The 22985-nt window shown below is 46.7% G+C and carries 17 protein-coding genes; 13 read left to right on the top strand and 4 right to left on the bottom strand.

Translation table 11 applies throughout. The features are described from left to right. Positions 1–430 precede the first annotated feature (430 nt). Positions 431–661, top strand: coding sequence for an FIMAH domain-containing protein (locus BN1002_RS06130; protein ID WP_048824139.1), 231 nt, complete (start codon positions 431–433; stop codon positions 659–661). A gap of 57 nt (positions 662–718) precedes the next feature. Here BN1002_RS06130 and BN1002_RS06135 read toward each other — a convergent pair whose 3' ends face one another. The 3 genes from BN1002_RS06135 to BN1002_RS06145 form a co-directional block, all read right to left on the bottom strand. Beyond that, positions 719–3766, bottom strand: coding sequence for an FIMAH domain-containing protein (locus BN1002_RS06135; protein ID WP_048824140.1), 3048 nt, complete (start codon positions 3764–3766; stop codon positions 719–721). Positions 3767–4035: 269 nt separating this feature from the next. Continuing rightward, entirely contained in the window at positions 4036–5631 is a 1596-nt protein-coding gene (locus tag BN1002_RS06140) for an FAD-dependent oxidoreductase (RefSeq protein WP_048824141.1), read from the bottom strand. A gap of 175 nt (positions 5632–5806) precedes the next feature. Next, positions 5807–6433 carry a YesL family protein gene (locus BN1002_RS06145; RefSeq protein ID WP_048824142.1) on the bottom strand — a complete coding sequence of 209 codons (627 nt, stop codon included), beginning with the start codon at positions 6431–6433 and terminating at the stop codon, positions 5807–5809. 399 nt (positions 6434–6832) lie between these two features. Between BN1002_RS06145 and BN1002_RS06150 the strand changes: the two genes are divergently transcribed. The 5 genes from BN1002_RS06150 to BN1002_RS06170 all read left to right on the top strand — a co-directional run bounded on the left by BN1002_RS06150 (position 6833) and on the right by BN1002_RS06170 (position 12316). Next, positions 6833–7912, top strand: a complete 1080-nt coding sequence (locus BN1002_RS06150; protein WP_048824143.1) for a GNAT family N-acetyltransferase — start codon at positions 6833–6835, stop codon at positions 7910–7912. Between the two features lie 264 nt (positions 7913–8176). Further along, entirely contained in the window at positions 8177–9436 is a 1260-nt protein-coding gene (locus tag BN1002_RS06155) for a sugar ABC transporter substrate-binding protein (RefSeq protein WP_048824144.1), read from the top strand. 185 nt (positions 9437–9621) lie between these two features. Further along, on the top strand, positions 9622–10548 hold the full coding sequence (locus BN1002_RS06160; protein ID WP_048827782.1) for a carbohydrate ABC transporter permease: 927 nt from the start codon (positions 9622–9624) through the stop codon (positions 10546–10548). A 37-nt stretch (positions 10549–10585) separates the two neighbouring features. Then, the gene (locus tag BN1002_RS06165) at positions 10586–11389 is read left to right on the top strand and encodes a carbohydrate ABC transporter permease (RefSeq protein WP_048827783.1); all 804 of its coding nucleotides are present in this window, start codon (positions 10586–10588) and stop codon (positions 11387–11389) included. A 27-nt stretch (positions 11390–11416) separates the two neighbouring features. Beyond that, positions 11417–12316, top strand: coding sequence for a Gfo/Idh/MocA family protein (locus BN1002_RS06170; protein WP_048824145.1), 900 nt, complete (start codon positions 11417–11419; stop codon positions 12314–12316). Positions 12317–12359: 43 nt separating this feature from the next. Here BN1002_RS06170 and BN1002_RS06175 read toward each other — a convergent pair whose 3' ends face one another. After that, the gene (locus BN1002_RS06175; protein WP_082036154.1) at positions 12360–13736 is read right to left on the bottom strand and encodes a hypothetical protein; all 1377 of its coding nucleotides are present in this window, start codon (positions 13734–13736) and stop codon (positions 12360–12362) included. Between the two features lie 508 nt (positions 13737–14244). Here BN1002_RS06175 and BN1002_RS06180 point away from each other — a divergent pair. The 7 genes from BN1002_RS06180 to BN1002_RS06210 all read left to right on the top strand — a co-directional run bounded on the left by BN1002_RS06180 (position 14245) and on the right by BN1002_RS06210 (position 22707). After that, a complete protein-coding gene (locus tag BN1002_RS06180; RefSeq protein ID WP_048824147.1) occupies positions 14245–15261 on the top strand; it encodes an NAD-dependent epimerase/dehydratase family protein in 1017 nt (338 codons plus the stop codon). Further along, positions 15261–16316: a dihydrodipicolinate synthase family protein gene (locus BN1002_RS06185; protein ID WP_197072750.1), complete on the top strand. Its 1056-nt coding sequence runs from the start codon at positions 15261–15263 to the stop codon at positions 16314–16316. The genes BN1002_RS06180 and BN1002_RS06185 overlap by 1 nt, the downstream gene beginning before the upstream one ends. 21 nt (positions 16317–16337) lie before the next feature. Beyond that, complete coding sequence (locus BN1002_RS06190) at positions 16338–17342, top strand: zinc-dependent alcohol dehydrogenase (RefSeq protein ID WP_048824148.1); 1005 nt, start codon at positions 16338–16340, stop codon at positions 17340–17342. A gap of 96 nt (positions 17343–17438) precedes the next feature. Then, complete coding sequence (locus tag BN1002_RS06195) at positions 17439–19319, top strand: beta-N-acetylhexosaminidase (protein WP_048824149.1); 1881 nt, start codon at positions 17439–17441, stop codon at positions 19317–19319. A gap of 18 nt (positions 19320–19337) precedes the next feature. Beyond that, positions 19338–20681: a GH1 family beta-glucosidase gene (locus tag BN1002_RS06200; RefSeq protein ID WP_048824150.1), complete on the top strand. Its 1344-nt coding sequence runs from the start codon at positions 19338–19340 to the stop codon at positions 20679–20681. A 44-nt stretch (positions 20682–20725) separates the two neighbouring features. After that, positions 20726–21736, top strand: coding sequence for a Gfo/Idh/MocA family protein (locus BN1002_RS06205; protein ID WP_048827787.1), 1011 nt, complete (start codon positions 20726–20728; stop codon positions 21734–21736). Next, entirely contained in the window at positions 21733–22707 is a 975-nt protein-coding gene (locus BN1002_RS06210; protein WP_048824151.1) for a Gfo/Idh/MocA family protein, read from the top strand. The genes BN1002_RS06205 and BN1002_RS06210 overlap by 4 nt, the downstream gene beginning before the upstream one ends. Positions 22708–22985: the final 278 nt, after the last annotated feature.

Genomic DNA, 22985 nt, shown 5'->3' on the forward strand with positions numbered 1-22985 from the left:
TCGGGCACTAAACGATGACTTAGAGCCCGAACGCCTATCGGCAACCTGTCCTTCGGGCACTAAACGATGACTTAGAGCCCGAACGCCTATTGGCAACCTGTCCTTCGGGCACTAAACGATGACTTAGAGCCCGAACGCCTATCGGTAACCTGTCCTTCGGGCACTAAACGATGACTTAGAGCCCGAACGCCTACCGGCAACCTGTTCTTCGGGCACTAAACGATGATTTAAAGCCCGAACGCCTATTGGCAACCTGTCCTTCGGGCACTAAACGATGACTTAGAGCCCGAACGCCTATCGGCAACCTGTCCTTCGGGCACTAAACGATGACATAGAGCCCGAACGCCTGCCGGCAACCTGTCCTTCGGGTTCTAAACGAAGACTTAGAGCCCGAACGCCTATTGGCAACCTGTCCTTCGGGCACTAAACGATGAGCTTTGTCGAGCGGGAGTCAGCATACGGAAACATCACAAATTCACTCAGCAAGCAACTGTCAAATGCCATAGCCTCAGCCATCCACCACCGTGATATGGGAAGGCAGGAGCAGGCAGCCAAACACCTGCAGGATGCCCTGAAACACCTTGAAAATGCAGAGCCAACGGATCTTACAAACGAGACCTTGGCAAAATTGCAAGGCATCCTCGACTCGATTGACTTGTAAAACAGATATAAAAGCCAGGCTCCTTTTTTATCGGGAGCCTGGCTCTTTTGCTATCTGTTATTCCTCGTACCCTTCCTCAACTGAATCAACATTCGCATGTAACGATTTTTTCAGCGATTCATCGACGTTGCTTTCATCCAAGTGTTTGCGGAAATCATTGAGATGCTTGACCGCCTGGCCAGTCCTGCCTTTTTGGGCATGGTGCTCCGCCTGGGCGAGCCTGTTTGTTAATTGTTTGGCCAGGGAGTGGGGAATCGTTCCCGCTTCTTCAAGACCAAGAATTTGGGCTGATAAAGTTTCTGCGGTCACAACTACGGTAATCGAGATTTTATTGGTCATTACTTCATACCCATTGTAGGCAACTTTCGCATTTAATTCGGCTGTTCCTGAATTTTTGCCAATCAGTTTTCCATCCTTTAACTCGGCGGCATCAGGATTTGAATTGAACCATTCAACCTTTGCGCCTGCCAGATTGGCTTTGCTGCCATTCACAAGGGTGAGTGTTAAATCAATGTCCTGGCCGGCTCCCTGCAAAATTGAATCACTTGGTGCGGAAAGTGTCCCTTTTTCAACAGGGACTGGCAATTGGTACAGGTTTTCATCGGCCGTATAGTAGATGTTTCCTTCGTTATCAACATCCATCAAATTGACCGTTCCAGAAACCAATCGTTTGCTCTTCATCGTCACCGGATCAATGACAGTCAATGTCCGGCCCGCTGTCGTATAAAGATAGCCCTGCCGATCCCAGCGGATGAAGAAAGGCCGCCATTGGCTTCCGCGGTTGACGCCTTTATAAAGCTCCGTACTTTTTACTATTTTCCGACTGTCCGGATCCATTGCGAAAACGACGGTGTTATAGGCGCCGGCTTTGTCATAGCCCCACGCCACGCCCCATAGGTTTCCGTCAGGCCCAATCGAAAGCTCGCCAATCATTTCCGGAGTTGCCAAGCCTTCAACATTCAAATCAAATACTTCATGAGAACCGGTCTTCACATCATATTCAAACATTTTTGCCCGAGGCTCAGTAGGGGTAACCCCCAGTCCGCCGGCTAAAGTAGAACCGCCAAATAAGGTTCCTTCATGATACGCCAACCCGATAATGCTTTGATTGTTGATGATATTTCGAATTGTGTTCCATTTGCCTGTGTCAGCATCATAAATTGTCAGCGCTCCGCCCAACAAGCCATAATCTGAGATTGTGCCAACAAAAAGCTTATTGTCGCCCGAGGCAAATGTGAACGGCCGGCTCTGATCGTCCCCGATATCGTGAACCATTTCGGGATTATTGCCTTTGCCGCCGCCTGAATAAGTGAACGGAAGTTTGGGGTCGTATTTATAAATCCGAGCGCCGCCATACGTACCGAGATAGACATCGCCGTTTAAGAATCCTACCCCTTCAATCTGATGGGGATCGCGCTCACGCAAGATGTATTGATCCGTCGCAGTATCGAAAACCCCAAAGGACCCTTGATAACCGCCCATATAGATTTTCTGGTCATCGCCGATTTCCATGCTTTGCATTAAAAGCCCCTGCATATCCACTTCGGGATAGCTGACCTTCAACGAATTTGCAGTCGGGTCGTAGATGGAGTATTCAATTTGGTGGTGCAGGATGGCCAATACATCTTTGCCTTTTTCATCCTTGATCCAGCGGATTGCCTTGGCTGGAGTAGGCGGCATCTGCACAGTCGGCTCGACTTTCGCCTGTTTATGTGTTGTCATGTCATAGGTCCAGAGCTGCTGCGTGTTTTTATTGATATAGTAGATGATATTTTCATCATACGGTGAAGGCGGCGAGATAAGCCCGTCAAAGGCATGGTCGCTCTGCCAATCAAGCGTGTTCTTTTCTTCACCAGTGTTTTTATCGATCGTCACGAGTGATGTTCCATAAGCGACAAAAATATTATCGCCATACTCCCATATATTCGAGATTTGCGTGGAAACCCCGGTAATCGGCGTCTTGATTTCGGCCCGCTCACCTGTCTTCAAATCCATTTTCATTAAATATGCTGTCGTGCCGGTTCCGACATACAGGCTTTCATCGGTGATGCCAAGTCCGCGCGCATATTGCTGGCCTTCGTAAAAAGTCCCCAGATCCGTGAATTTACTTGCAGCGATATCGTATTCGAATACTTTCGCATTCGGATAGGTCGCTCCGTAAATTTTTCCGTCTTTCGAAGCTTCCAGCTGCCAAACCCAATTATCAGATGGATTTTTACCAAGCTGCTCAAGCCGTTTTTCCTTCACGACATATCGGTATAAAATCCCGTTATACGTGCCGGCAAAATAAACATTTCCATCCTCGCCAATCACCATTGCCCAAACGACGTCACTGCCCGGTAGGGGAGCGGAAAAGATTTTCTTGCCAGTGGCAGCGTCAGCCGCATAAAAAGTCGCGGGTGAACCGTTTGTCGCGTAATACAGTTCTCCGTCGCCAATTGCCACTCCTTGTGATTTCGCCGCAAGGGCGGCTGGGCCATGGTTGATTGGCTTTCCAAATTCAAACGGAAAATCGAGGATGTCCGCTCCTTTTTCAAAAAGCTTGATTTCATCATAGTAGCCGTTCATTTTCGATGTGGAAGGCTGATAAATAAACACTTTTACCCCTGTGGCGCCTGCCGGGGCGGCCGCCTCTATTTCAACGGTCTGCCACTCATTCAGGGAAGTGACATCGAAGTATTTTGGAGTGTCCGAAAAGTTCTTGCCTTCCGAATTGTACCAGCGGAGCCATATGCCAGGCTTGCCTGTCAGCTCTTTTGCATAAAGTTTTGCAGAAAGTTTATATTGGCCTCCCGCCGTGACTGCGATCATCTCACTGAACAGGCCGGTAGCACCAGTGTTGGTGACAGCAAGGCTTTGTTTTCCTGCAAAAGCGGCTTCATTTGTAATCGCCATTCCGGATTTCAAGCCGCCGCTCCAATAAACCCAGGAAGGCAGATTGGCCGGGGAGGAAGGGGTGGCTTCAAACCCACCGTTAACAACCTTTAGTTCCTTCCAATTTTCGGCCGCCTCTGCTAATGATGCTTTCTCGTTAAAGGGAAGGTTCGATAAAACTAGAATCATTGCGAGCAGCGCAGCCATAAGACTTTTAGCATGTTTCCTCAATTGTTTCATCCTCCTGTATTATGTAGTAATGTAAGCGGATACATTTATAGTGATGACTACACCTCCTGTTGATCCAATCAATCTCTCGAAATGATTGGAATTATCAGAAAACGGATTCAGTTAAAGAGTAAAGAAAGTCTCTCGTCTTTAATATGACGATAATCAATTTAGTACTTTAGTAGGGGAGGAGCACGCTCCGGATGGAAAAGGTAATTTTTGCGAGAGAAAAGGACTGCCGCTCCTTTTCAGTCAGAGTGCAGTCCTTTGATTTATTTTTTGCCGAAAGTGGATTCCATCCTTGCAATGGGGTCGTCTTCGATGGAAGTATCCCATTCCAGTACTTGGCCAAAATCAAGCAATGCCTTTTTCAATTCGTTGTACTCGACAGCCTGAACGGTTGTCTTGTTTTGAACGGCCAGGGCGGCAGCAGCTCCGACAGATTGGCCTAATATCATAAAGACCGGCTCCATCCGGATTGAACCGTAGGCGATATGCGAACTGGACAAACAAACAGGAACGAGCAGATTCGTACATTCGGAGGCTTTCGGTCGAATCGAGCGATAGGAAATCGGGTAAGGCGAAATCGGGATTTCCACATCGCCTTCATTGTAAACTCTTCCGTCAATGACAACTCTCCTGCAATGATGGGAATCCATCTGATAGCTTGCAAGGCCAATAGAATCTTCGACTGTAGTTTCACCAAGACAATTATGGTCGGTCATGACATAGTCTGCGATCATTCTCCTCGCTTCCCGGATATAAAGCTGATGCGGCCAATGCCCGGTATCTTCAAATTCATCACCGGCGAGCCCCCATTCTGACACTTCATCGCGTATTGCCACGGGGACCCGTTCATCATTGGCAAGGAAGTAAAGCATGCCGAGATTGTATGTAAAATGGTCTTGGAATATCCTTTCGCGCGTTTCATATGTTCCTTCCGGCCAGTCATAATTCATCCCAATATGGTCAGTCGAAAATCCGCCATAATTATTCAAATCCGTTTTTCCGTTCGGCAACATCGTATGGAGGTTCATCGCATCCCATACGCCAGCCTCGATATAACGAAGGAGCAATGCGTATCGTTCCGGATCATACGAAGGAGGCTTCGGAAAAGGCATCCGGTTTTCAGGATTTTTCGTCAGGCAAATCCGGAAATTATACGCCTGGATCCTTTGGTCACCTTGTCCTTGATAGCCAAGCGTGTCATGGCTTGTCTCCGTTATGCCGGGCAAAATGCCGCTTGATGGGTCGTCTTCCTGTACATAGGGGGAAATCCATTTTTCAAATTGGTGGTGCGGATGCCCGAATTGGATACCGTTATGCGTCTCCTTGTAAGTGGCATTGGATTCCCTGCCGACAAAATAGGAAACGCCGGCATTGGCCATTAAATCCCCTTCATAACTGGCATCCACAAATATTTTCCCTTTATATACTGTGCCGTCTTCCATTGTGATTTCCTTGATTGCGCGGTTCTCCGTTTTCACCGTTTTTAAATGCTGTCTGAAAAACACGTCAATCCCGTTTTCCTTTAGCAAGTTTTCGAACACATATTTAGCTGCTTTCGGTTCAAAGGTCCACTGTTCCTCAGTGCCATAAACCTTCCCCAACGCACGGAAAAACTCGCGGGATAATCCTCCGACCGCTTCCTTGGCTCCGCTATCCGAAGCACCCAGGCCGCTTGCTGTGATTCCGCCGATATGCCTGCTGAACTCGGCAATCGCAACAGTCAATCCCATTTGTTTTGCCTGGATAGCGGCCATGATACCGGCTGGCGTCGCACCGTAAACAATTAAATCCCTTTCAAAGGTCTGTGGTTCGTCTGCTATCGGGGCAGGCTTATAGTAAACCAACTGACTAAAATCCATATAAGAAACCTCCTGAGGAATATAATGGTATGCTTAACATACTTAAAGTTTATGGTAACCGTGTTTTTAATCAAGCCTTTTAATAGTCTTTAAGTCAGCGGGCACGAAGGGAAGGACTGATTTATCGACGGAAAAAAAAAGGCGTCCCTTAAAAAAAGGGACGCCTTCTCAGTATCTACAGACCTGTATTAATTATTTTCCTCTGGCCTTTGATTCTATGCAGGGCCCGGTTGCTGCAATAGGTGATGACGACAGCCATAACGCTCCCTGTAAATAAAGGGATGATGCCAGGCACAAACCTGATGATGATCGTCAGGAGCATAAAGGCAGTAACAATCAGGATCGTCTCTAAAAAGGAACCTGCCCCCAATAAAAACGATTGCTTAAGATATTGGAAAAATTTCATTTCAAACTGCGTGTATACCGGAAAAAAGTATACAAGCACCAGGAGATAGGAAACCGCAATAAAACCGATGACCGGGTAGAACCATTGCAGTTTCGCGCCGTTCATTTGCAAAAACAGAAAATCATAAACAAGGACGTAGCCAATCAAGATAAAAAACAGCCCGAATTTATTAAGGGAAACGAATTCCTTTTTATACGTTTGCCAAAACGTTTGGAAGATTTTTTCGACAGGTTCCTTCCGGAGCCATTTCTGGACAATGGTAAACATGGCGCCCGTGGAAGGGAAGAGGCCGAACAGCCCCAATCCCGCAATCGTGAAAAAAATCCAAAGAAGATTTATGTAAGCAACCTTAACCATCCAAATTGCATAGCGGTTAAATTTTTCCCATCCGTCCAAATCAACACCTCGTTTTTAAAACAATTAACAGTTTACTAAATAGGTTGAACAAAAATATTTTGAAGAGATGGTTGATGGAAGCTCAGGCATGTAGACTCCTACGGGATGTAGCGGCAAGTGGAGACCCCACAGGAGCTTTGCTCCGAGGAGGCTCCACTGGTGCCCCGTGGAAAGCGAAATGCCCGGAGCGAAAATCAACCACCCTGTTCCTTTCTGATACCACTCTTTATTTCAACCTAAATAGTGGGAAATTTAGAAAAAGAAATTAAAGACACTTAATAGACTTGTCACTTAATTGAATTAAATTAAAATAAAGGTAGGAAGTTCAGTAGTATTATAGCATTAATGTAAAATAGTGGCTAAACCATTTTATGGAGATGAAGGAGGGGTTGCAGGGAAATGACAGAATTCCGCTTACTAAAAGAGGAAGATTTTCAGCATGCGAGTGATCTGGCGGATAAAGTTTTCAGGAAAGAAGGCCATGTATCAATGGGAATGGCCTTTCCGCAGGTTTTTTCACCAGCATTCAATCAATCATATGGCGCATTTATGGATGGAAAGTTAGTAAGCTTTATTGGATTGGTTCCGTCCGTCCTTCATATTGGAGGCGCGGAAGTTCAAGCTTTTTCGATTGGCGCAGTCTGTACAGAACCGGACTATCGGAGAAGGGGGCTTGCCAATACACTATTACAAATGGTTTTTGACCACCTTCATAAATCAGGGGCGTCAGTTCTGTTCGTGTCCGGTGATCTACCAATTTATCTAAAGCAAGGCTGCACTTTCTATGGAAAAATGAATCAGTATAAATTTGGCGAAGGTGACTTGGAAGCGGCAGAGGGCTTTGGGATCCGCGAGCTCGAACCTTTTGACTGGTTCCAGTTGAGGAAACTTGGCAACGCCAGGCCTGTCAGATACGAACAGAGCTTGTATGAATTGGCGCTTCTTAATGAAAGGGCCGCTTTCGCCAGCATTTTCAAAATGAACCATAAAGTGCTTATCGCTGAAGAAAACGGAGAGTTAAAAGCGTTTCTAATGTTTGGCGTGCCATATGAAGGGCAGGAGAAAGCGGATTCCCGGGCGATTGAATGGGGAGGAGACCCAGCGGCGGTCAGAAGCTTGCTTGCCAGCGCATTTACATATGGTTTGAACACTCTGCTCGTAAATGTACCAGCTTATGAAAAGGAATTGAACGGGCAACTGGATGGTATGTCTAAAGAGAAACTTCCTTTTCCAGGAACGATGAAAATTATGGACCTTGATTTATTGCTGTCCCAGCTAGGACCTTATTTTGAAAATAAGCTGTCCATCACGGCAAAGGATGAGAATCAGAAGGAACTCCGTTTTGGCGAGCAAACTGTCTTAATAAGCAATCAGGAATTGGAAGAGCTGTTGCTGAAAGGATCAAAAGACATGGATCCGCTGCTAGATGATGTTTTCCCGATTCCATTCCCATTCCCGCAAGGCTTGAATTATGTTTAATCCTTGTCAGTTGTCTTGATTCACATTTTTTTAAGGTCATTTAATTAAAGACACTTTATAGACTTGTCACAATATTACAAAAAAATTAAACTATAAATAGTTGGTAATTTTTTTTAAAAATGATTGTTAACGCTTTCAATTTTCTCTTTATTCAATCATAAAATAGACGGACCTTTTAAGGAGGGGATTTTGGAAAAAGGTGAATGAAAGTGTAGGAATCTCTGAGACTTTTAATTTCAAAACTTAAATGGGGGAATAAAGTACATGAAAAAGAAAAGTTTATGGTTCATGGTCCTTATGCTTGTTTTCAGCTTGGCGCTTGCGGGTTGCAGCGATAAGACCGGCACAAAAACCAAAAAAGATGGCAAGGTTGAGGGAGAAATAACGGTATGGGTGCATCCTTACACAGGTGACGCGAAAAAAGAAGAAGAAATGTGGAAGGAAGTCACGGCCAATTATAATAAACAATTTCCTGATGTGAAGGTAAAGATTGAAACGATTCCTTGGGCGAACCGTGACCAGAAAGTCCTGACTGCGCTGGCTGCGAACAATGGCCCTGATGTTTTCTACGCGATTCCTGACCAAATGCCGCAATATGCGGATGTAGGCATGCTTCTTGAACTGGATCCTTATTTGAAGGAAAAGGATCTGGAAGGCTTTGTTGACACTGCGCTAACCGCGACAACTTGGAAAGGCAAGAAATACGGATTGCCAATTTTGCAGGAAGCTTATACATTCTTCTACAATCTGGATGTAGTGAAAGCAATCGGCGAAGACCCATCCAAGCTCCCAGCTACGTGGGAAGAGTTTGAAGCATGGGCAGCAAAAGCAAAAGAGAAAGGCTTCTATGCTTTGTCCTATGCGGGCGGCGGTTCCATGAACGGAACAATCTACCCATGGATCTGGCAGGCTGGCGGGGATGTTGTCACTGCTGACAATGAAGTGAAGATCAATAATTCTGATAGCGTCAAAGCGTTCGAAATGATCAATAACCTGTATAAGAACAAGTATATTCCTGAAGACGCGGTAACTGCGACTAACCACAATGAACTGTGGATGGGCGGAAAGATGATGGCGATCCTTGGCTCTGGAATCGACGTGACGATGCTCCAAAAAGAAGGCAAATTTGAGTTTGCTTTCGCACCGCCTTTGAAAAATAAAGAGCAGTTGACTTACGGTACGACCGGAATGTTCGTTGTTCCTTCGAACAGTGATAATCCGGATGCTGCAGCTGAGTTTGTCAAAACAATCACTAATGCTGAAAACCAGCGCATTTTCAACACCTTGACTCAATATATTCCAACACAGGAAGAAGCGAAGGATATCTTTGATTCAAATAAATATATGAGCCAATTGGCTTCTTATACAAAGTATGCATTGCCGGGCGTCATTCATCCGAAAGGCCGTGCAATCATGCCATTCATTCAGGCTGAAGTCCAATCGATGATGGCAGGGGAGAAAAACCCTCAACAAGCCGCGGATGCAGCTGCTGAAGCAATCAAAGCCGAGCTTGCAAAGCCGTAAACAAATAGCTTCTTTGTATAGAGAGTTTTATTCCTCGTGAATAAAACTCTCTGTTACTTAAGAAAACGTGTTGGAAAAAGTTAGTGGCTGCCAACTGGAATACATACGGCAGGAATTTCAAAGCCGATCAAAAACAGAAATAAGGTGATTGCTTGGAAAAGGTCATGGCTGTAAATAATAACAAAATGCCTCTGGATAACAGAAAACAGCTGAAAAGGCCGCTGGGAAAACGAATTAAGGATGAATGGAAAAAGAACGCGCTCGTCTATCTCATTCTAGTCCCAGTTTTAATTCATTTTGTAATCTTTCAAATTATCCCCTTTGTGTATAGCTTCGTTCTCACATTCATGCATTACCGGGTCATTGGCACTTCAGAATTCGTCGGCTTACGGAACTGGGAGCAATTATTCAATGACAAAATTGCCTGGAAGTCCATCTGGAACACCGTCTTATTTTCCATCTACTATATCATCCCGACAATGGCGCTTGGCTTGATCCTTGCATTGATTTTGAAATCGGGCATCCGCATGACGAAGTTTTTTAAAGGAGTGTTTTTCCTCCCCGTCGTTACTTCGTTTGTCGTCATCGCCGGTATTTGGGAATGGCTGTTTTCAGGCACGAAATCGGGCTTCGTGAACTATCTGCTCGGTTTTGTCGGCGTCGATCCCCAGCTGTTTCTTTCGAGTTCATCCCAGGCGCTGCTCGTGCTGGCGGGTTTGAGTATTTTCAAAGTCTCCGGGAGTACGATGATTTATTACTTCGCCGGCCTCCAGTCGATTCCGAAGGATATGTATGAAGCAGCCAAAATTGATGGCGCCTCGCCATTAAAAACCTTTTGGATGATCACATTCCCATTGTTAAAGCCGATCCATTTCTATGTCTTGATCATTACGACAATTGGATCCTTCCAGATTTTTGATTCCGCATTTCTTTTGACTAACGGCGGGCCGAACTTCTCGACTAGCACGATTGTCTATTATCTGTATTCGATTGGCTTCACGAATTTGAACTTCAGCTATGCGGCGGTTCTATCTTACGTATTGTTCGCGATCATCCTGGTTATTTCGTTGATCCAGAGAAAACTGGTCGGGAAAGATCAAGGCATTTATTAATGAGTCAGCGTGAGTGTAAGGGAGATGAACGAACTTGTTGAAAAAATTTGGAAAGTATTTTGTTATGCTCTTACTGGGGTTTTGCTTTCTCCTGCCCTTTTTAATCATGGTATTCGGGTCGCTGAAAGAAACGACTTTCGCTTCGCTTAGTCCGTTATTCTGGCTGCCAACCGACCCATCCCTGAACAATTTTATTTATCTGTTCAGAAACGACAACTTTCTGCGCTGGATCTTTAACTCAGTCGTTATCACGGTCATCCCCGTATTTTCACAAATGTTTTTCGCGGGGCTGCTTGGTTACCTTTTTGCGAGGAAGCAGTTTTTTGGCCGCGAATTCATATTCTGGACATTCATGGCGGTCATCATGATTCCATCTCAGTTATTAATCATTCCAAAGTTCATCATGTTTTCGAAATTTGGCTGGATCAATGAATACCAGTCACTTATTGTTCCTGAACTTTGGGGGATCATGGGCGTCTTTTTAGTGCGCCAGTTCATGCAGGGCATTCCGATGGAGCTCGATGAGGCAGCGAGGATGGATGGCGCCGGGGATTTCCAGGTTTTTCGCAAAATTTACATGCCATTGGCGTTTCCGGCCATCGCAACTGTTGGGACATTTTCGTTCGTCAGTAACTGGAACGACTTGTTCCAGCCGCTTATTTTTATGACTAATGAAAAAATGTTCCCGATCACAGTAGGGCTTGCTTCGACCTTAAATAAAGAGGGGAACTTCGGCGTTGAAATGGCGGGGGCCACTCTATCGTTTATTCCGACGTTTCTTATCTTCCTGTTCTTCCAGAAGTACTTCACTGAAGGCATCCAGCTGTCAGGTTTGAAATAAACACTTCTTTTTCATGGGGGAGAGCAAATGGATGAGTTGAAAATCGGGATGATCGGCCTTGATACGTCCCATGCGTCCGCTTTTGCAAAATTACTGAATGATCCGGCCAATCCCAATCATGTCAGGGGCGGGAAGGTTGTGATTGCCTGCCCGGCCGGATCGCTTGATTTCGAGTTGAGCTCCTCGCGGATTGGAAAGATTACCAGAGAAGTAGAAAGCTATGGGGTCAGGATGGCGGCCACGATCGAAGAAGTGGCGGAGCAATCTGATTGTATTTTAGTAGAGTCCGTGGACGGAAGGTCGCATCTGGAGCAGGTAAGAAGATTGGCGGGGTTCAAAAAACCGATTTTTGTTGATAAACCATTGTGTTTATCTTCTGCCGACGCAGTTGCAATCGCGGAACTATCCGAGCGGTATCAGACGCCAATCATGAGTACTTCGGCTTTAAGATTTGCCGAGCCGCTAAGAAAAGCGTTAGCCATTAAGGACAGGGGCGAGATTATTGGTGCGGACTGCTTCGGGCCAATGGATATGGTTGATACGCAGCCAGGTTATTTTTGGTATGGAATACATACGATCGAAATGCTCTATGCGATATTAGGCGCTGGTGTCAGGCATGTTCGGGCGGATTCCACCCGGGATTCCGACTTGATCGCCGCACAGTGGGAAGACGGCAGGATCGGGACGGCCAGGGGAAACAGAAATGGCAGCTATGCCTTCGGGGCTGTGATCCATTTTGAAAAAGGGAATGAATTTGTCATCATCGATTCCTCGTCAAAACCGTTTTATGCGAGCCTGTTGGAGGAAATCATCCTGTTCTTCCGCGGTACCCATGCAGCCGTCCGGCTTGATGAGACACGGGAAATCATCCGCTTTATCGAAGCGGCCAATGAAAGCAGGGAGACGGGCAAAAAGGTATCGCTTTAGGGAAAAATGAAAAAAAAGCGGGTAAGAATAACCCGCCGTTTTATCAGCCTGCATCGGATTCGTTCTTTTCATCCTCGTCCAGAATGAAAATGAGCCGGTAAATCCGCCGCGGCCTTCCTTTATAGGTGATTTTTTCTTCGCCGACAATGTCGACGAGGTTCGCATCCATCCATTTTAAAAGGATGCGGTGTGCGCTCCTTGTCGTTATATCCAAAGTGGAAGCGAGTTCCTGGGCGGTATAATCGTACTTTTTATGGCGGGCAACCCTCGCCATAAGCTTTGTCATATACGCGGCCGACATTCCCGCCTTTTCCGCTTTTTGCAAAAGCTGCGCATCGGTGATTGATAAATCGTATTTTTCATACTGGGTATCTGTGATGATGTCGACCGGTCCGATTACACTTTGGTCTTCACGGACGATATAGCACACGTTTCCGCCCAATTCCTTTGACTGCCGCAATGCCAATCTCGCATGGCTGCCGGCTTCCGCTGCGGAACGCCCGAATCCGACGCCGATGCTGATCGTGACGCCGAGTTCGCTTTTGGCCGAATTCAGCAATGGAATGAATTTATAGCCGCGGGTCTCCCTTTCAAAAATGCCGCGCGTCGTGATGAATGAAAATTCCTCGCCGCCTGAATTGATTAAATGGCCATCAAGCAGTTTAGTGTAATTCAGCATCATTTGCTGGAACTTTAATTTGAAAAGCTGCACTTCGTGTTCGGTGCTGTACTTTTCAGTCGCTTTATCGAATTTATCAATATCAATAATCCCAAAGACAATCTGCGACTCTTTGTTTCTCCGGGCTTCCGTGGCGAGCAGGGCTCGTTCCAGGGACACGATCAAATCCTGGTAGGTAGGTGTCACCCATTCATTTGGGATGTCCAGTTCCGACAGCCTAAGGGAGACTTCCTGAATGCCAGTGACGGCGATTGAACCAAGTTTTTCGTAGTTGTTCCGATGGAAGCCGACAATTGCCTCGACAGTGCTTGAGTGGTCATATTGGGGAAATGACTTGAATTCGTAATTGTTTTCGCCAAGGTCATAAAGGACTCTTTGTATGTATTTTTCTTCGACCGTATCGATTGAGAAGTAGGGGACATCATATTGGTTTTTTATTAAAAACAAAGAACGGTAGAGACCGGTTCCCATTAGAGGGACATACTGGACCGGGATGGCAAAATCAAAAAGATGTTTCGCTTTCAAATACGTTTGAAACTCGGTAAACAATATGACCTCCAATTGATTTAGCAGGTCGATGGTCATCTTTGCGGCAATCGTCGATGGCGTTGCATTAATAAAGACAGGACGCAAATTCGGGAAGGATTCAAGCGCTTTCATAACTTCCTTTTCTAAAGCTTTAGGTGTGACAATGCCAATGATTATCTCGATGCTATGCCCGGTGAATGGTTGAGTTTTCAACTTCTCATCTCCTATAAAAGACATATTAAAGAAATGTCTTTATATCATCTTACTATTAGATTAGGGAGAACTTGCAGGATTGTCAAACAGTAATTTTGCTTTGTAATAGACATGTGTATTAAAAGACCTTTAAGTGACTTGTCTTTTAAAAAAGCCAATTATAGAATTAGGGTGAAAATTAAAACTAAATAGCTTGATTTTAGATTGGTATTCATAGAGAACGTTTTAGTTGATCTCCGCTCACGGCACTTCGCTTTCCATGGGGCGCCAGTGGAGCCTCCTCGGCGCTCATAGCGCCTGTGGGGTCTCCACTTGCCGCTACATCCCATAGGACAACCGACTTCCTTGAATGGGCTATGCACGAAGGAAACGCGATAGCGTTTTCGAGGAGTCTACGTGCCTTGCGCTCCAATCAACAGTATTTGTACTTAACTTGCGTAAGCATCATATTCAACCTATTTTTTTCGCTTTTGTAAAAACTAAACTATGAAAATAGCAGGAGGCTAAAATGAAAACGATTGCAGAATTGGAAGATTTCATGACGGTTCCCAGTGATGAATTGGTGCAGGATATCCTGCAGCTTGATGGCGATATTATGATTTTGGGTGTAAGCGGGAAAATGGGGCCTACTTTGGCAAAAATGGCCAAAAGGGCTGTTGAGCTTGCGGGCGTTCCGAAGCGGGTCATTGGCGTGGCCAGGTTTTCGGATCAGAGCCTGGTCGATGAATTAGAGGGAGCCGGTGTTGAGACTATCAAGGCAGATCTTTTGAAAGAAGAAGACCTCAAGAGCCTTCCTCCTGTGAAAAATATAATTTATATGGCGGGTACGAAGTTCGGTACCGTTGGCAACGAACACTATACATGGGCGATGAACGCGTATCTTCCGGGCCGGGTGGCAGAGAAGTTCAAGGATTCTCGGATTGTCGCTTTTTCAACCGGGAATGTCTACCCGTTTACGGATGTTGTTAGCAACAATTGCACGGAGGATGTTAAGCCGAATCCGGTTGGCGAATATGCCCAATCTTGCCTGGGCAGGGAAAGGATCTTTACTTATTTTTCGCAAAAAAACGGAACACCGATGGTCATGTTCAGATTGAACTATGCGATTGACCTCCGCTATGGCGTGCTGCTTGAAATCGCCAAGCAAGTACATCAAGGACTGCCGATTGATTTGACGATGGGGAATGCGAACGTTATTTGGCAGGGGGATGCCAATGAATATGCAATCCGTTCACTCCTGCATGCAAGCTCTCCTCCTAAACTGCTGAATGTGACAGGACCTGAAGTCCTTTCCATCAGATGGCTGGCTCATGAGTTCGGAAAACGAATGAAAAAGGAACCGCTATTTGTGAATACAGAAAGCCCAACTGCTTTGTTGAATAATGCTTCCCATGCCCATAAGCTGTTCGGCTATCCGCGGGTGACGGTTGAACAAATGGTCGATTTAATTGCCGACTGGGTGGTCGGTGACGGGCACACCATTAATAAGCCAACCCACTTTCAGGAAAGAGAGGGTGCCTTTTAATGCTGAAGGAAGCTGTAAAGAAAAAGCTCCACTCCGGTACCGTGATCCCGGCCCATCCGCTTGCGCTGACAGAAGACAGGCAGCTTGACGAAGCGGGCCAGCGCGCCTTGACGCGCTATTACATTGATGCCGGGGTTGGCGGGATTGCGGTTGGTGTCCATACGACCCAATTTGAAATTCGCGACCCTGAATTCAATCTTTATAAAAAGGTGCTTTCCCTTGCAATTGAGGAAACGAAACGGGCGAATGTTCCTGAAGATTTCATTAAAGTGGCGGGGATTTGCGGGCCGACTGAGCAGGCAGTCGAAGAAGCGAAATTCTGCGAGGAGCTTGGGTATGACCTTGGACTTTTAAGCATGGGCGGACTGAATGACATGTCCGAGGAGGAGATTCTTGACCGCGCTGAAAAAGTGGCGGAAGTCATCCCTTTATTCGGATTCTATTTACAGCCAGCGGTGGGCGGAAGGATTTTCTCTTATGACTTCTGGCTGCGCTTTGCTTCCATCCCGAATGTCCATGCAATCAAAATCGCCCCGTTTGACCGATATTGTACGATTGATGTCGTCCGCGCGGTTTGCCACTCGCCACGCAATGAAGAAATTGCGCTATACACTGGGAATGACGATAACATCATCAACGATTTAGTTACAGCGTACCGATTCAAAGTTGATGGTAATATGGTGGAAAAGCGAATCGTAGGCGGCTTGCTCGGCCATTGGTCAGTTTGGACGAAAAAAGTGGTCGAGACGTTTAAGGAACTGAAAAAGCTGAAGGATGGTGAGTCGGTTCCCGATGAAATCCTTACGCTTGGCCAGGAGATTACCGATGCCAACGCGGCTATTTTCGACTCCCGCCATTCCTTTAAAGGTAGCATTGCCGGAATCAATGAGATACTTGCAAGGCAGGGGTTACTGAAGGGCAACTGGTGTCTGCTTGACCGGGAAACACTTAGTTCGGGCCAGGCAGAGGAACTTGACCGGATCTACGCCAGCTACCCGCACCTCAATGACGACGATTACGTCAAAGCCAACCTTGAAAAATGGTTTGCCAATTAAGTAACGGAAGAAGGGTTTTTCATGAAACGAATTGTGGCGCATAACAAGAAAGTTGAAATCATAGAAGATCAAATGCCGACACTGGATGGAAAACCATCATACGTATTAATCAAAACAATGTATTCAGCCATTTCACCTGGAACCGAACTGTCCCTCCTGGCAGCAAGTGAAAACAAGCAATTCCACCTCGGTTATAGCGCGATGGGAGAAGTGGTGGAATGCGGCAGTGATATCACCGATGTCAAAAAAGGTGATTTGGTTGCCTGCTACGGAGCCCCCTATGTTCATCATGATGAATACTTGCTAGTCCCGAAAACGTTGTACGCGAAAGTCCCGGATTCGGTCGATCCAAAGGAAGCCGCTCTTTGTGGACTCGGCGCCATCGCCATCCACGCGCTCCGTATTGCCAACCTGCAATTTGGCGAGACGGCCGTCATTGTCGGCTTAGGCGTGCTCGGCCAGTTGATCGCCAAAATCGCCAATGCCGCGGCCTATAATGTCATTGCTTATGATCTGAGCAAAAGCCGGGTGGATATGCTCAAGGAAGAAAAGATTACATCCTTTTCCTCTGTTGAAGACATGGAAGAGGCAATCCACTTGGAAACAAACGGCCAGGGCGCGGATGCAGTTCTATTATGTACCGGCGGAAAACGCTCCCCGCTTACACACGAATGCCTGAAATGGATTCGCACGAAAGGAAAGGCTGTCATCGTCGGTGATATCGAACCCGACTTTCCAAGGGATTTAATGTTTGCAAAAGAAGCGGAGCTGCGCATTTCCCGTGCCGGCGGGCCTGGGCGGTATGACAAAGTGTATGAAAAAGAAGCGATAGATTATCCATATGAATACGTTCGTTGGACAGAAGGCCGGAATGTCTATGAATATATAAGGCTCCTGAAAGAAAAAAGGGTTGATGTCCGGCCGTTTATAAAGGATATCGTTGATTTTGAAGAGGCGCCGCTGGAATTCGAGAAACTGTTTGAGAAGGAATCTGCCACTCTTACTAAACTGATCCGCTATCAATAACGATTGAGCCTGAACCCTTTTATCTCATCATTTTGCAGATAAAGGCTTCGGGCTTAAGTCCTTGTAGTTAACTGAAAATGAAACGAGGTTACCTATATGCAAATCAATCTCACAGGGGAGACCCATTCCATTTTAAGCGGGCTGCAGTTTTTATCGGAAAACCTGGACCTGCAGTTGCAGCCCGGTGGATATCCCATCGCTGTTAAACAGGAGTCTGGCCCGATACGCGTCCGCAACAAGGAGGGAAAGGGAGAAATCCTCTTCCAGGAAAAAATCCATTTTTACCGGGCGATTGGATTATGGCTTGAGCTCCACAAAAAGTACGGTGAATTTGATCAAACCGAAGAACCGCAATTTCAAACGAGCGGCGTCATGCTTGATGTATCCAGGAATGCAGTTTTGAAGGTGGATGAAGTAAAAGCGCTTTTAAGAAAGATAGCGGTCATGGGATTGAATGTCGTCATGCTGTATACAGAAGACACTTATGAAATTCCGGATTACCCGTATTTTGGCTATATGCGCGGCAGGTATTCGGAAGCTGAATTGAAATTATGTGATGACTACGCGGACGCATTGGGGATTGAAATGGTCCCTTGCATCCAGACTCTTGCCCATTTGGCGATGGCGCTGAAATGGGGATATGCGTCGGAGATAAGAGACACTCCTGACATTTTACTCGTCGGTGAGCCAAAGACATATGAATTCATTGAAAGCATGATCAAGGCCGCGGCAAAACCATTCAGGACAAACCGGATTCACATTGGCATGGATGAGGCGTTCCAGCTCGGGCTCGGAAGGTATTTGGAGTTAAATGGTTATAAGAACCGATTCGAAATCATGAACCAACATTTGAACGAAGTCGTTTCAATCGCCGAACGTCATGGGCTAAAACCGATGATTTGGAGCGATATGTATTTCCGCATAGGCTCTAAGCACGGTGAATATTATGATGAGAAAGTCCATATTCCTGAAGAAGTTATTCAGTCAATCCCGGAAAATGTCCAGCTCGTTTATTGGGACTATTACCATGACAATGAAGATTTTTACCGTACATACATCAAGAAGCATAATGAACTGGGCAAGAATATGGTTTTTGCCGGCGGCGCCTGGACATGGAATGGCATTTCACCGAATTATGGAAGAGCCTTCGCCACTACCGAAGCAGCGCTCACGGCTTGCAAAAAAGAAGGGGTCCGGGAAATCTTCACGACCTTATGGGGCGACAACGGAGCCGAAACCCCACTTATCACAGCGGAACCGGTCATGCAGCTGTTTGCTGAACACACCTATCAAAAGACAGTAGATAAGGAGCGGTTGGAGGAGCGTTTCCATTTTTGCACAGGGAATCACCTCGAGGATTTCCTTCTGCTGAACCAATTCGATGAAACGCCGGGGGTCATGGAAAGTAATTTGCTTTCATCGAATGCCTCAAAATTTTTACTGTGGCAGGATGTTCTGATTGGATTGTTCGATGAAAATATCAAAGGACTCCAAATGACGGAACATTATCAAAACCTCGTTCCGAAGCTGACAGCGGCGAAGGGGCGCAATCCAAAGGCATTGCTTTTATTCGAACATTATGAACAACTGGCGAAAGTCCTCCACGTGAAAGCGGAAGTTGGGATTAGGTTAAAAGCCGCTTATGATCAGGACGATAAAGAGAAGATGTCCCTGTTGGAGGAAGAAATTAGGGAATTGGCTGAGCAGACAAAGCTCCTTCACTTGAAGCACAGGCAAGTCTGGTTTTCGTTATATAAACCGTTTGGCTGGGAAGTGATAGAGCTCCGGTATGGCGGGCTGGCGGCCCGTTTGGAAACAGCGCAATTCAGAATCCGGCAATGGCTCGAAGGGACGATCGAACGGATAGAAGAACTGGAAGAAAAAAGGCTTGTCCACGACGGCCCGCTCGGCATCCCTGAAGGCTCACTCGGCAACCACTTCTACCACCGGATCGCCACCGCCGGAAATATGATTTAGTTTCAGGAGGAGTAAACTATGCCAATCATTGAATTTCCGGCAGGTTTCAGATGGGGAACTGCCACCGCCGCCTTTCAGATCGAAGGAGCGGCCAAAGAAGGCGGAAGAGGATTATCAATCTGGGATACCTTCTCCCACACTCCCGGAAAAGTAAAAAACGGCGATAACGGGGATGTCGCCTGCGACAGCTACCACCGACATGAGGAAGATATCGAATTACTGGCGCAGCTTGGCGTGAACGTTTATCGGTTCTCCGTTTCCTGGCCCAGGGTTTATCCGAACGGAAAGGGAGAACTCAATCATGAAGGGCTGCGTTATTACCATAACCTTATTAATAGTTTGATTGAAAAGGGTATCGAACCGATGCTGACCCTTTATCACTGGGATCTTCCCCAGGCGCTGCAGGATCGCGGCGGGTGGGCGAATCGGGAAACGGTGGAAGCATTCAGCCAGTATGCGGAAACTATTTTTAAAGAGTTCAATGGGAAAGTCAGCTATTGGCAAACGATTAATGAGCCATTTTGTGCAGCATTTCTATCCAATTATTATGGCGTCCACGCCCCCGGATACCAGGACTTGCAGCTGGCTGTCGATGTCGCCCATCACCTGCTCCTCGCCCATGGAAGGGCTGTCCGGCTATTCAGGGAGTTAGAGATAAAAGGAAAAATCGGCACAGCCACCAATACAACCTGGAGGGAACCGTTCAGTCATAAGCCGGAGGATGCCGAAGCTTGCAAAAGAGAGATCGGCATCAATATCGACTGGTTTCTTGACCCTGTTTTCAAGGGCAGCTATCCAGTCTATCTCATGGAATGGTTTAAACAAAAAGGAGCGGAGCCGCGCATTGCGGAAGGGGACATGGAAACGATCCATCAGCCGGTTGATTTTATCGGCGTCAACTATTATTCCGGCAATGTCGCCCGCTACAAGGAAAATACCGGCCTGCTCGACATCGAAAATATCGAAATCGATTATAAACACACCCATATTGGATGGCCGATTTATGCGGACGGCCTTTACAAAGTCTTTCATTATCTCATGGACCGATATGGCAATGTTCCGTTATTTGTTACTGAAAATGGTGCTTGCTGCCAGGATGAAATGGCTGGCGGGAGGGTGAGAGACCGGGATCGAATCCGCTATTATGAGCAGCATTTAACGGCTGTAAGCAGGGCGCTTGATTCAGGGATACACATCATCGGTTATCTGGCGTGGTCGCTGATGGACAATTTCGAGTGGGCGGATGGCTATGGGAAACGGTTTGGTTTGGTGTACGTCGACTTCCGAACGCTGAAACGAACTAAAAAAGACAGTTACTACTGGTTTAAGAAAACCATTGCCAATAGGTGGATGGAAATTTAATTGGAATGGAAGAAACGGAAATCCGTGAAAGAAGGATTGATAGCATGCAAAAGATATTAATGATTGGCGCAGGCACGATGGGCATGGAACATGCCGCTTCCTACTACGCCATGGAAGATGTCCAGCTGGTAGGGATTGTTGATTTACGAAAAGAACAGGCTGAGAAAATTATCGGAGCTCATGATACGAAAGTTTTTGCGACAATCGAAGAAGCGGTCGAAAGCTTGGAGCAGATTGATGTGATCGATATTTGTGTCCCGACTTTCCTGCATAAAGAGTATGTCATAAAAGCGGCTGACTACGGCATCGACGTAATTTGCGAGAAACCACTTTCCTATTCTTTGCAGGACGCACGGGAAATGATCGATTATTGCAAAGCGAAAAACGTGAAATTGTTTGTAGGGCATGTCGTCCGGTTTTTCCCCCAATATGCCCAAGTACGGGAGCTTATCCAGCAAGGGGCGATAGGGGAGATTGGCGTTGTCAGGACGAGGCGTGGCGGGAACTTCCCGGCGGGATGGGGAGATTGGTACGCCGACCATTCAAAAAGCGGCGGCGTCATCCTTGATTTAATCATTCATGATTTTGATTTCCTGCGCTGGACCTTTGGCGAAGTTGAGAGGGTTTTTGCAAAAGGGCTCGCAGGAAGGAATATCGAACATCTCGATTATGCATTGGTCACCCTTGTTTTCGAATCAGGTGTGATTGCGCATGTTGAGGGATCATGGGCCCATCAAACGTTTTCGACCCAATTTGAATTTGCCGGGAAAAAGGGCATTCTTGAGTATGACAGTTTGAAAGAAGAGCCTGTGCTGCTGTCGGTCAGGGAGTCGGCAGAAGAAAAAGGCGGGGTTGCCGTCCCACAAAGCCCGCTAAAAGTATCGCCTTACCGGACCGAGCTGGAACATTTTCTTGATTGTTTAAAGACGAACGAAACGCCAATTGTCACGGCGGAGGATGCATATAAGGCGATGGAAATTTCGGCAGCTGCGCTACAATCGCTAAAAACCGGATTGCCTGTCACCCTTGCTGAACAAAGGGGGGAGCAGGCATGAAAATTGGAATCATCAGCTTCGCCCACATGCATGCCATGAGCTATGCATCTGCCATCAATAGGATGGAAGGCGCGACACTTGCCGGCATTGCCGACGACAACGAAGAAAGAGGCCGGAAATACGCGGAGGATTTCAATACAGCCTATTTTAAAAACTACGAGGATTTGCTGGCGGCAGACATTGACGCGGTCATTGTCACCTCCGAAAACAGCCTCCACCATAAGCATACGATCGCCGCGGCCAAGGCTGGCAAGCATGTTCTGTGTGAAAAGCCTTTGGCTACCAATCTGGAAGACATGGAAGATATGATCCGTGAATGCGAAGCTAACGGTGTTTTCCTGGGCACGGCATTCCCAGTCCGTTTCAATACACCGATCCAGCAGGCCAAAAGAATCGTTGAACAAGGCGTGCTCGGAGACATTTTGGCGATAAAAGGGACGAACCGCGGAACGAATCCCGGCGGCTGGTTTATTGAAAAAGAAAAATCAGGCGGGGGAGCGGTCCTTGACCATACGGTGCATGTGGTCGATATTATGAGATGGTTCACGGGCGCGGAAGTGAAGGAAGTTTACGCAGAGATAGGCAGCGTTTATTCGGGCAAGCCGATTGACGATTGCGGAATCGTTTCAATGGAGTTTACGAATGGCATGATTGCCACGCTTGATTGCAGCTGGTCCAGGAATGATGCCTATCCAACATGGGGCGATGTCACCTTGGAACTGATCGGAACGAAAGGAACCTTGAAAGTAGATGCATTTGCGCAAAAGGTAGATTTCTATTCCAATAGTGAAGGGGTCAAATGGATCGGCTGGGGTGATGATATGGACACCGGTCTGATCGAAAATTTCGTGAAGAGTGTGAAGGAAGGGAAACCTCCGCTTGCGACAGGGCATTCAGGATTGAAGGCCGTGGAAGCGGCGCTGGCGGCCTATGAATCTTTCGACAAAAAAAGGCCCGTAAAACTGGTCTGAACAAAAGGGAATCAAGGGAAAAACTTGATTCCCTCGTTCGTTAACAAAGAGATATAGATTATAAAGGTTGAATTGAATAATGACACCATTTAATTTGAATTGCTGGTTGATTGGAGCTCAGGCATGTAGACTCCTCGAAAACGCTGCCGCGTTTCCTTCGTGCAAAGCCCATTCGAGGAAGTCGGTTGTCCTGCGGGACAGAGCAGCAAGTGGAGACCCCACAGGAGCTTTGCTCCGAGGAGGCTCCACTGATGCCCCGCGGAAAGCGAAATGCCCAG

The organism is Bacillus sp. B-jedd (assembly GCF_000821085.1).
In the GTDB taxonomy this organism is placed as follows: domain Bacteria; phylum Bacillota; class Bacilli; order Bacillales; family Cytobacillaceae; genus Bacillus_D.

Excerpts from the sequence above, each read along its gene's own strand:
- BN1002_RS06210 (WP_048824151.1), top strand. The coding sequence starts at position 21,733 with ATGAAAATTGGAATCATCAGCTTCGCCCACATGCATGCCATGAGCTAT.
- BN1002_RS06205 (WP_048827787.1), top strand. The coding sequence starts at position 20,726 with ATGCAAAAGATATTAATGATTGGCGCAGGCACGATGGGCATGGAACAT.
- BN1002_RS06150 (WP_048824143.1), top strand. The coding sequence starts at position 6,833 with ATGACAGAATTCCGCTTACTAAAAGAGGAAGATTTTCAGCATGCGAGT.
- BN1002_RS06190 (WP_048824148.1), top strand. The coding sequence starts at position 16,338 with ATGAAACGAATTGTGGCGCATAACAAGAAAGTTGAAATCATAGAAGAT.
- BN1002_RS06180 (WP_048824147.1), top strand. The coding sequence starts at position 14,245 with ATGAAAACGATTGCAGAATTGGAAGATTTCATGACGGTTCCCAGTGAT.
- BN1002_RS06160 (WP_048827782.1), top strand. The coding sequence starts at position 9,622 with ATGCCTCTGGATAACAGAAAACAGCTGAAAAGGCCGCTGGGAAAACGA.
- BN1002_RS06155 (WP_048824144.1), top strand. The coding sequence starts at position 8,177 with ATGAAAAAGAAAAGTTTATGGTTCATGGTCCTTATGCTTGTTTTCAGC.
- BN1002_RS06195 (WP_048824149.1), top strand. The coding sequence starts at position 17,439 with ATGCAAATCAATCTCACAGGGGAGACCCATTCCATTTTAAGCGGGCTG.
- BN1002_RS06170 (WP_048824145.1), top strand. The coding sequence starts at position 11,417 with ATGGATGAGTTGAAAATCGGGATGATCGGCCTTGATACGTCCCATGCG.
- BN1002_RS06140 (WP_048824141.1), bottom strand. The coding sequence starts at position 5,631 with ATGGATTTTAGTCAGTTGGTTTACTATAAGCCTGCCCCGATAGCAGAC.
- BN1002_RS06130 (WP_048824139.1), top strand. The coding sequence starts at position 431 with ATGAGCTTTGTCGAGCGGGAGTCAGCATACGGAAACATCACAAATTCA.
- BN1002_RS06185 (WP_197072750.1), top strand. The coding sequence starts at position 15,261 with ATGCTGAAGGAAGCTGTAAAGAAAAAGCTCCACTCCGGTACCGTGATC.
- BN1002_RS06200 (WP_048824150.1), top strand. The coding sequence starts at position 19,338 with ATGCCAATCATTGAATTTCCGGCAGGTTTCAGATGGGGAACTGCCACC.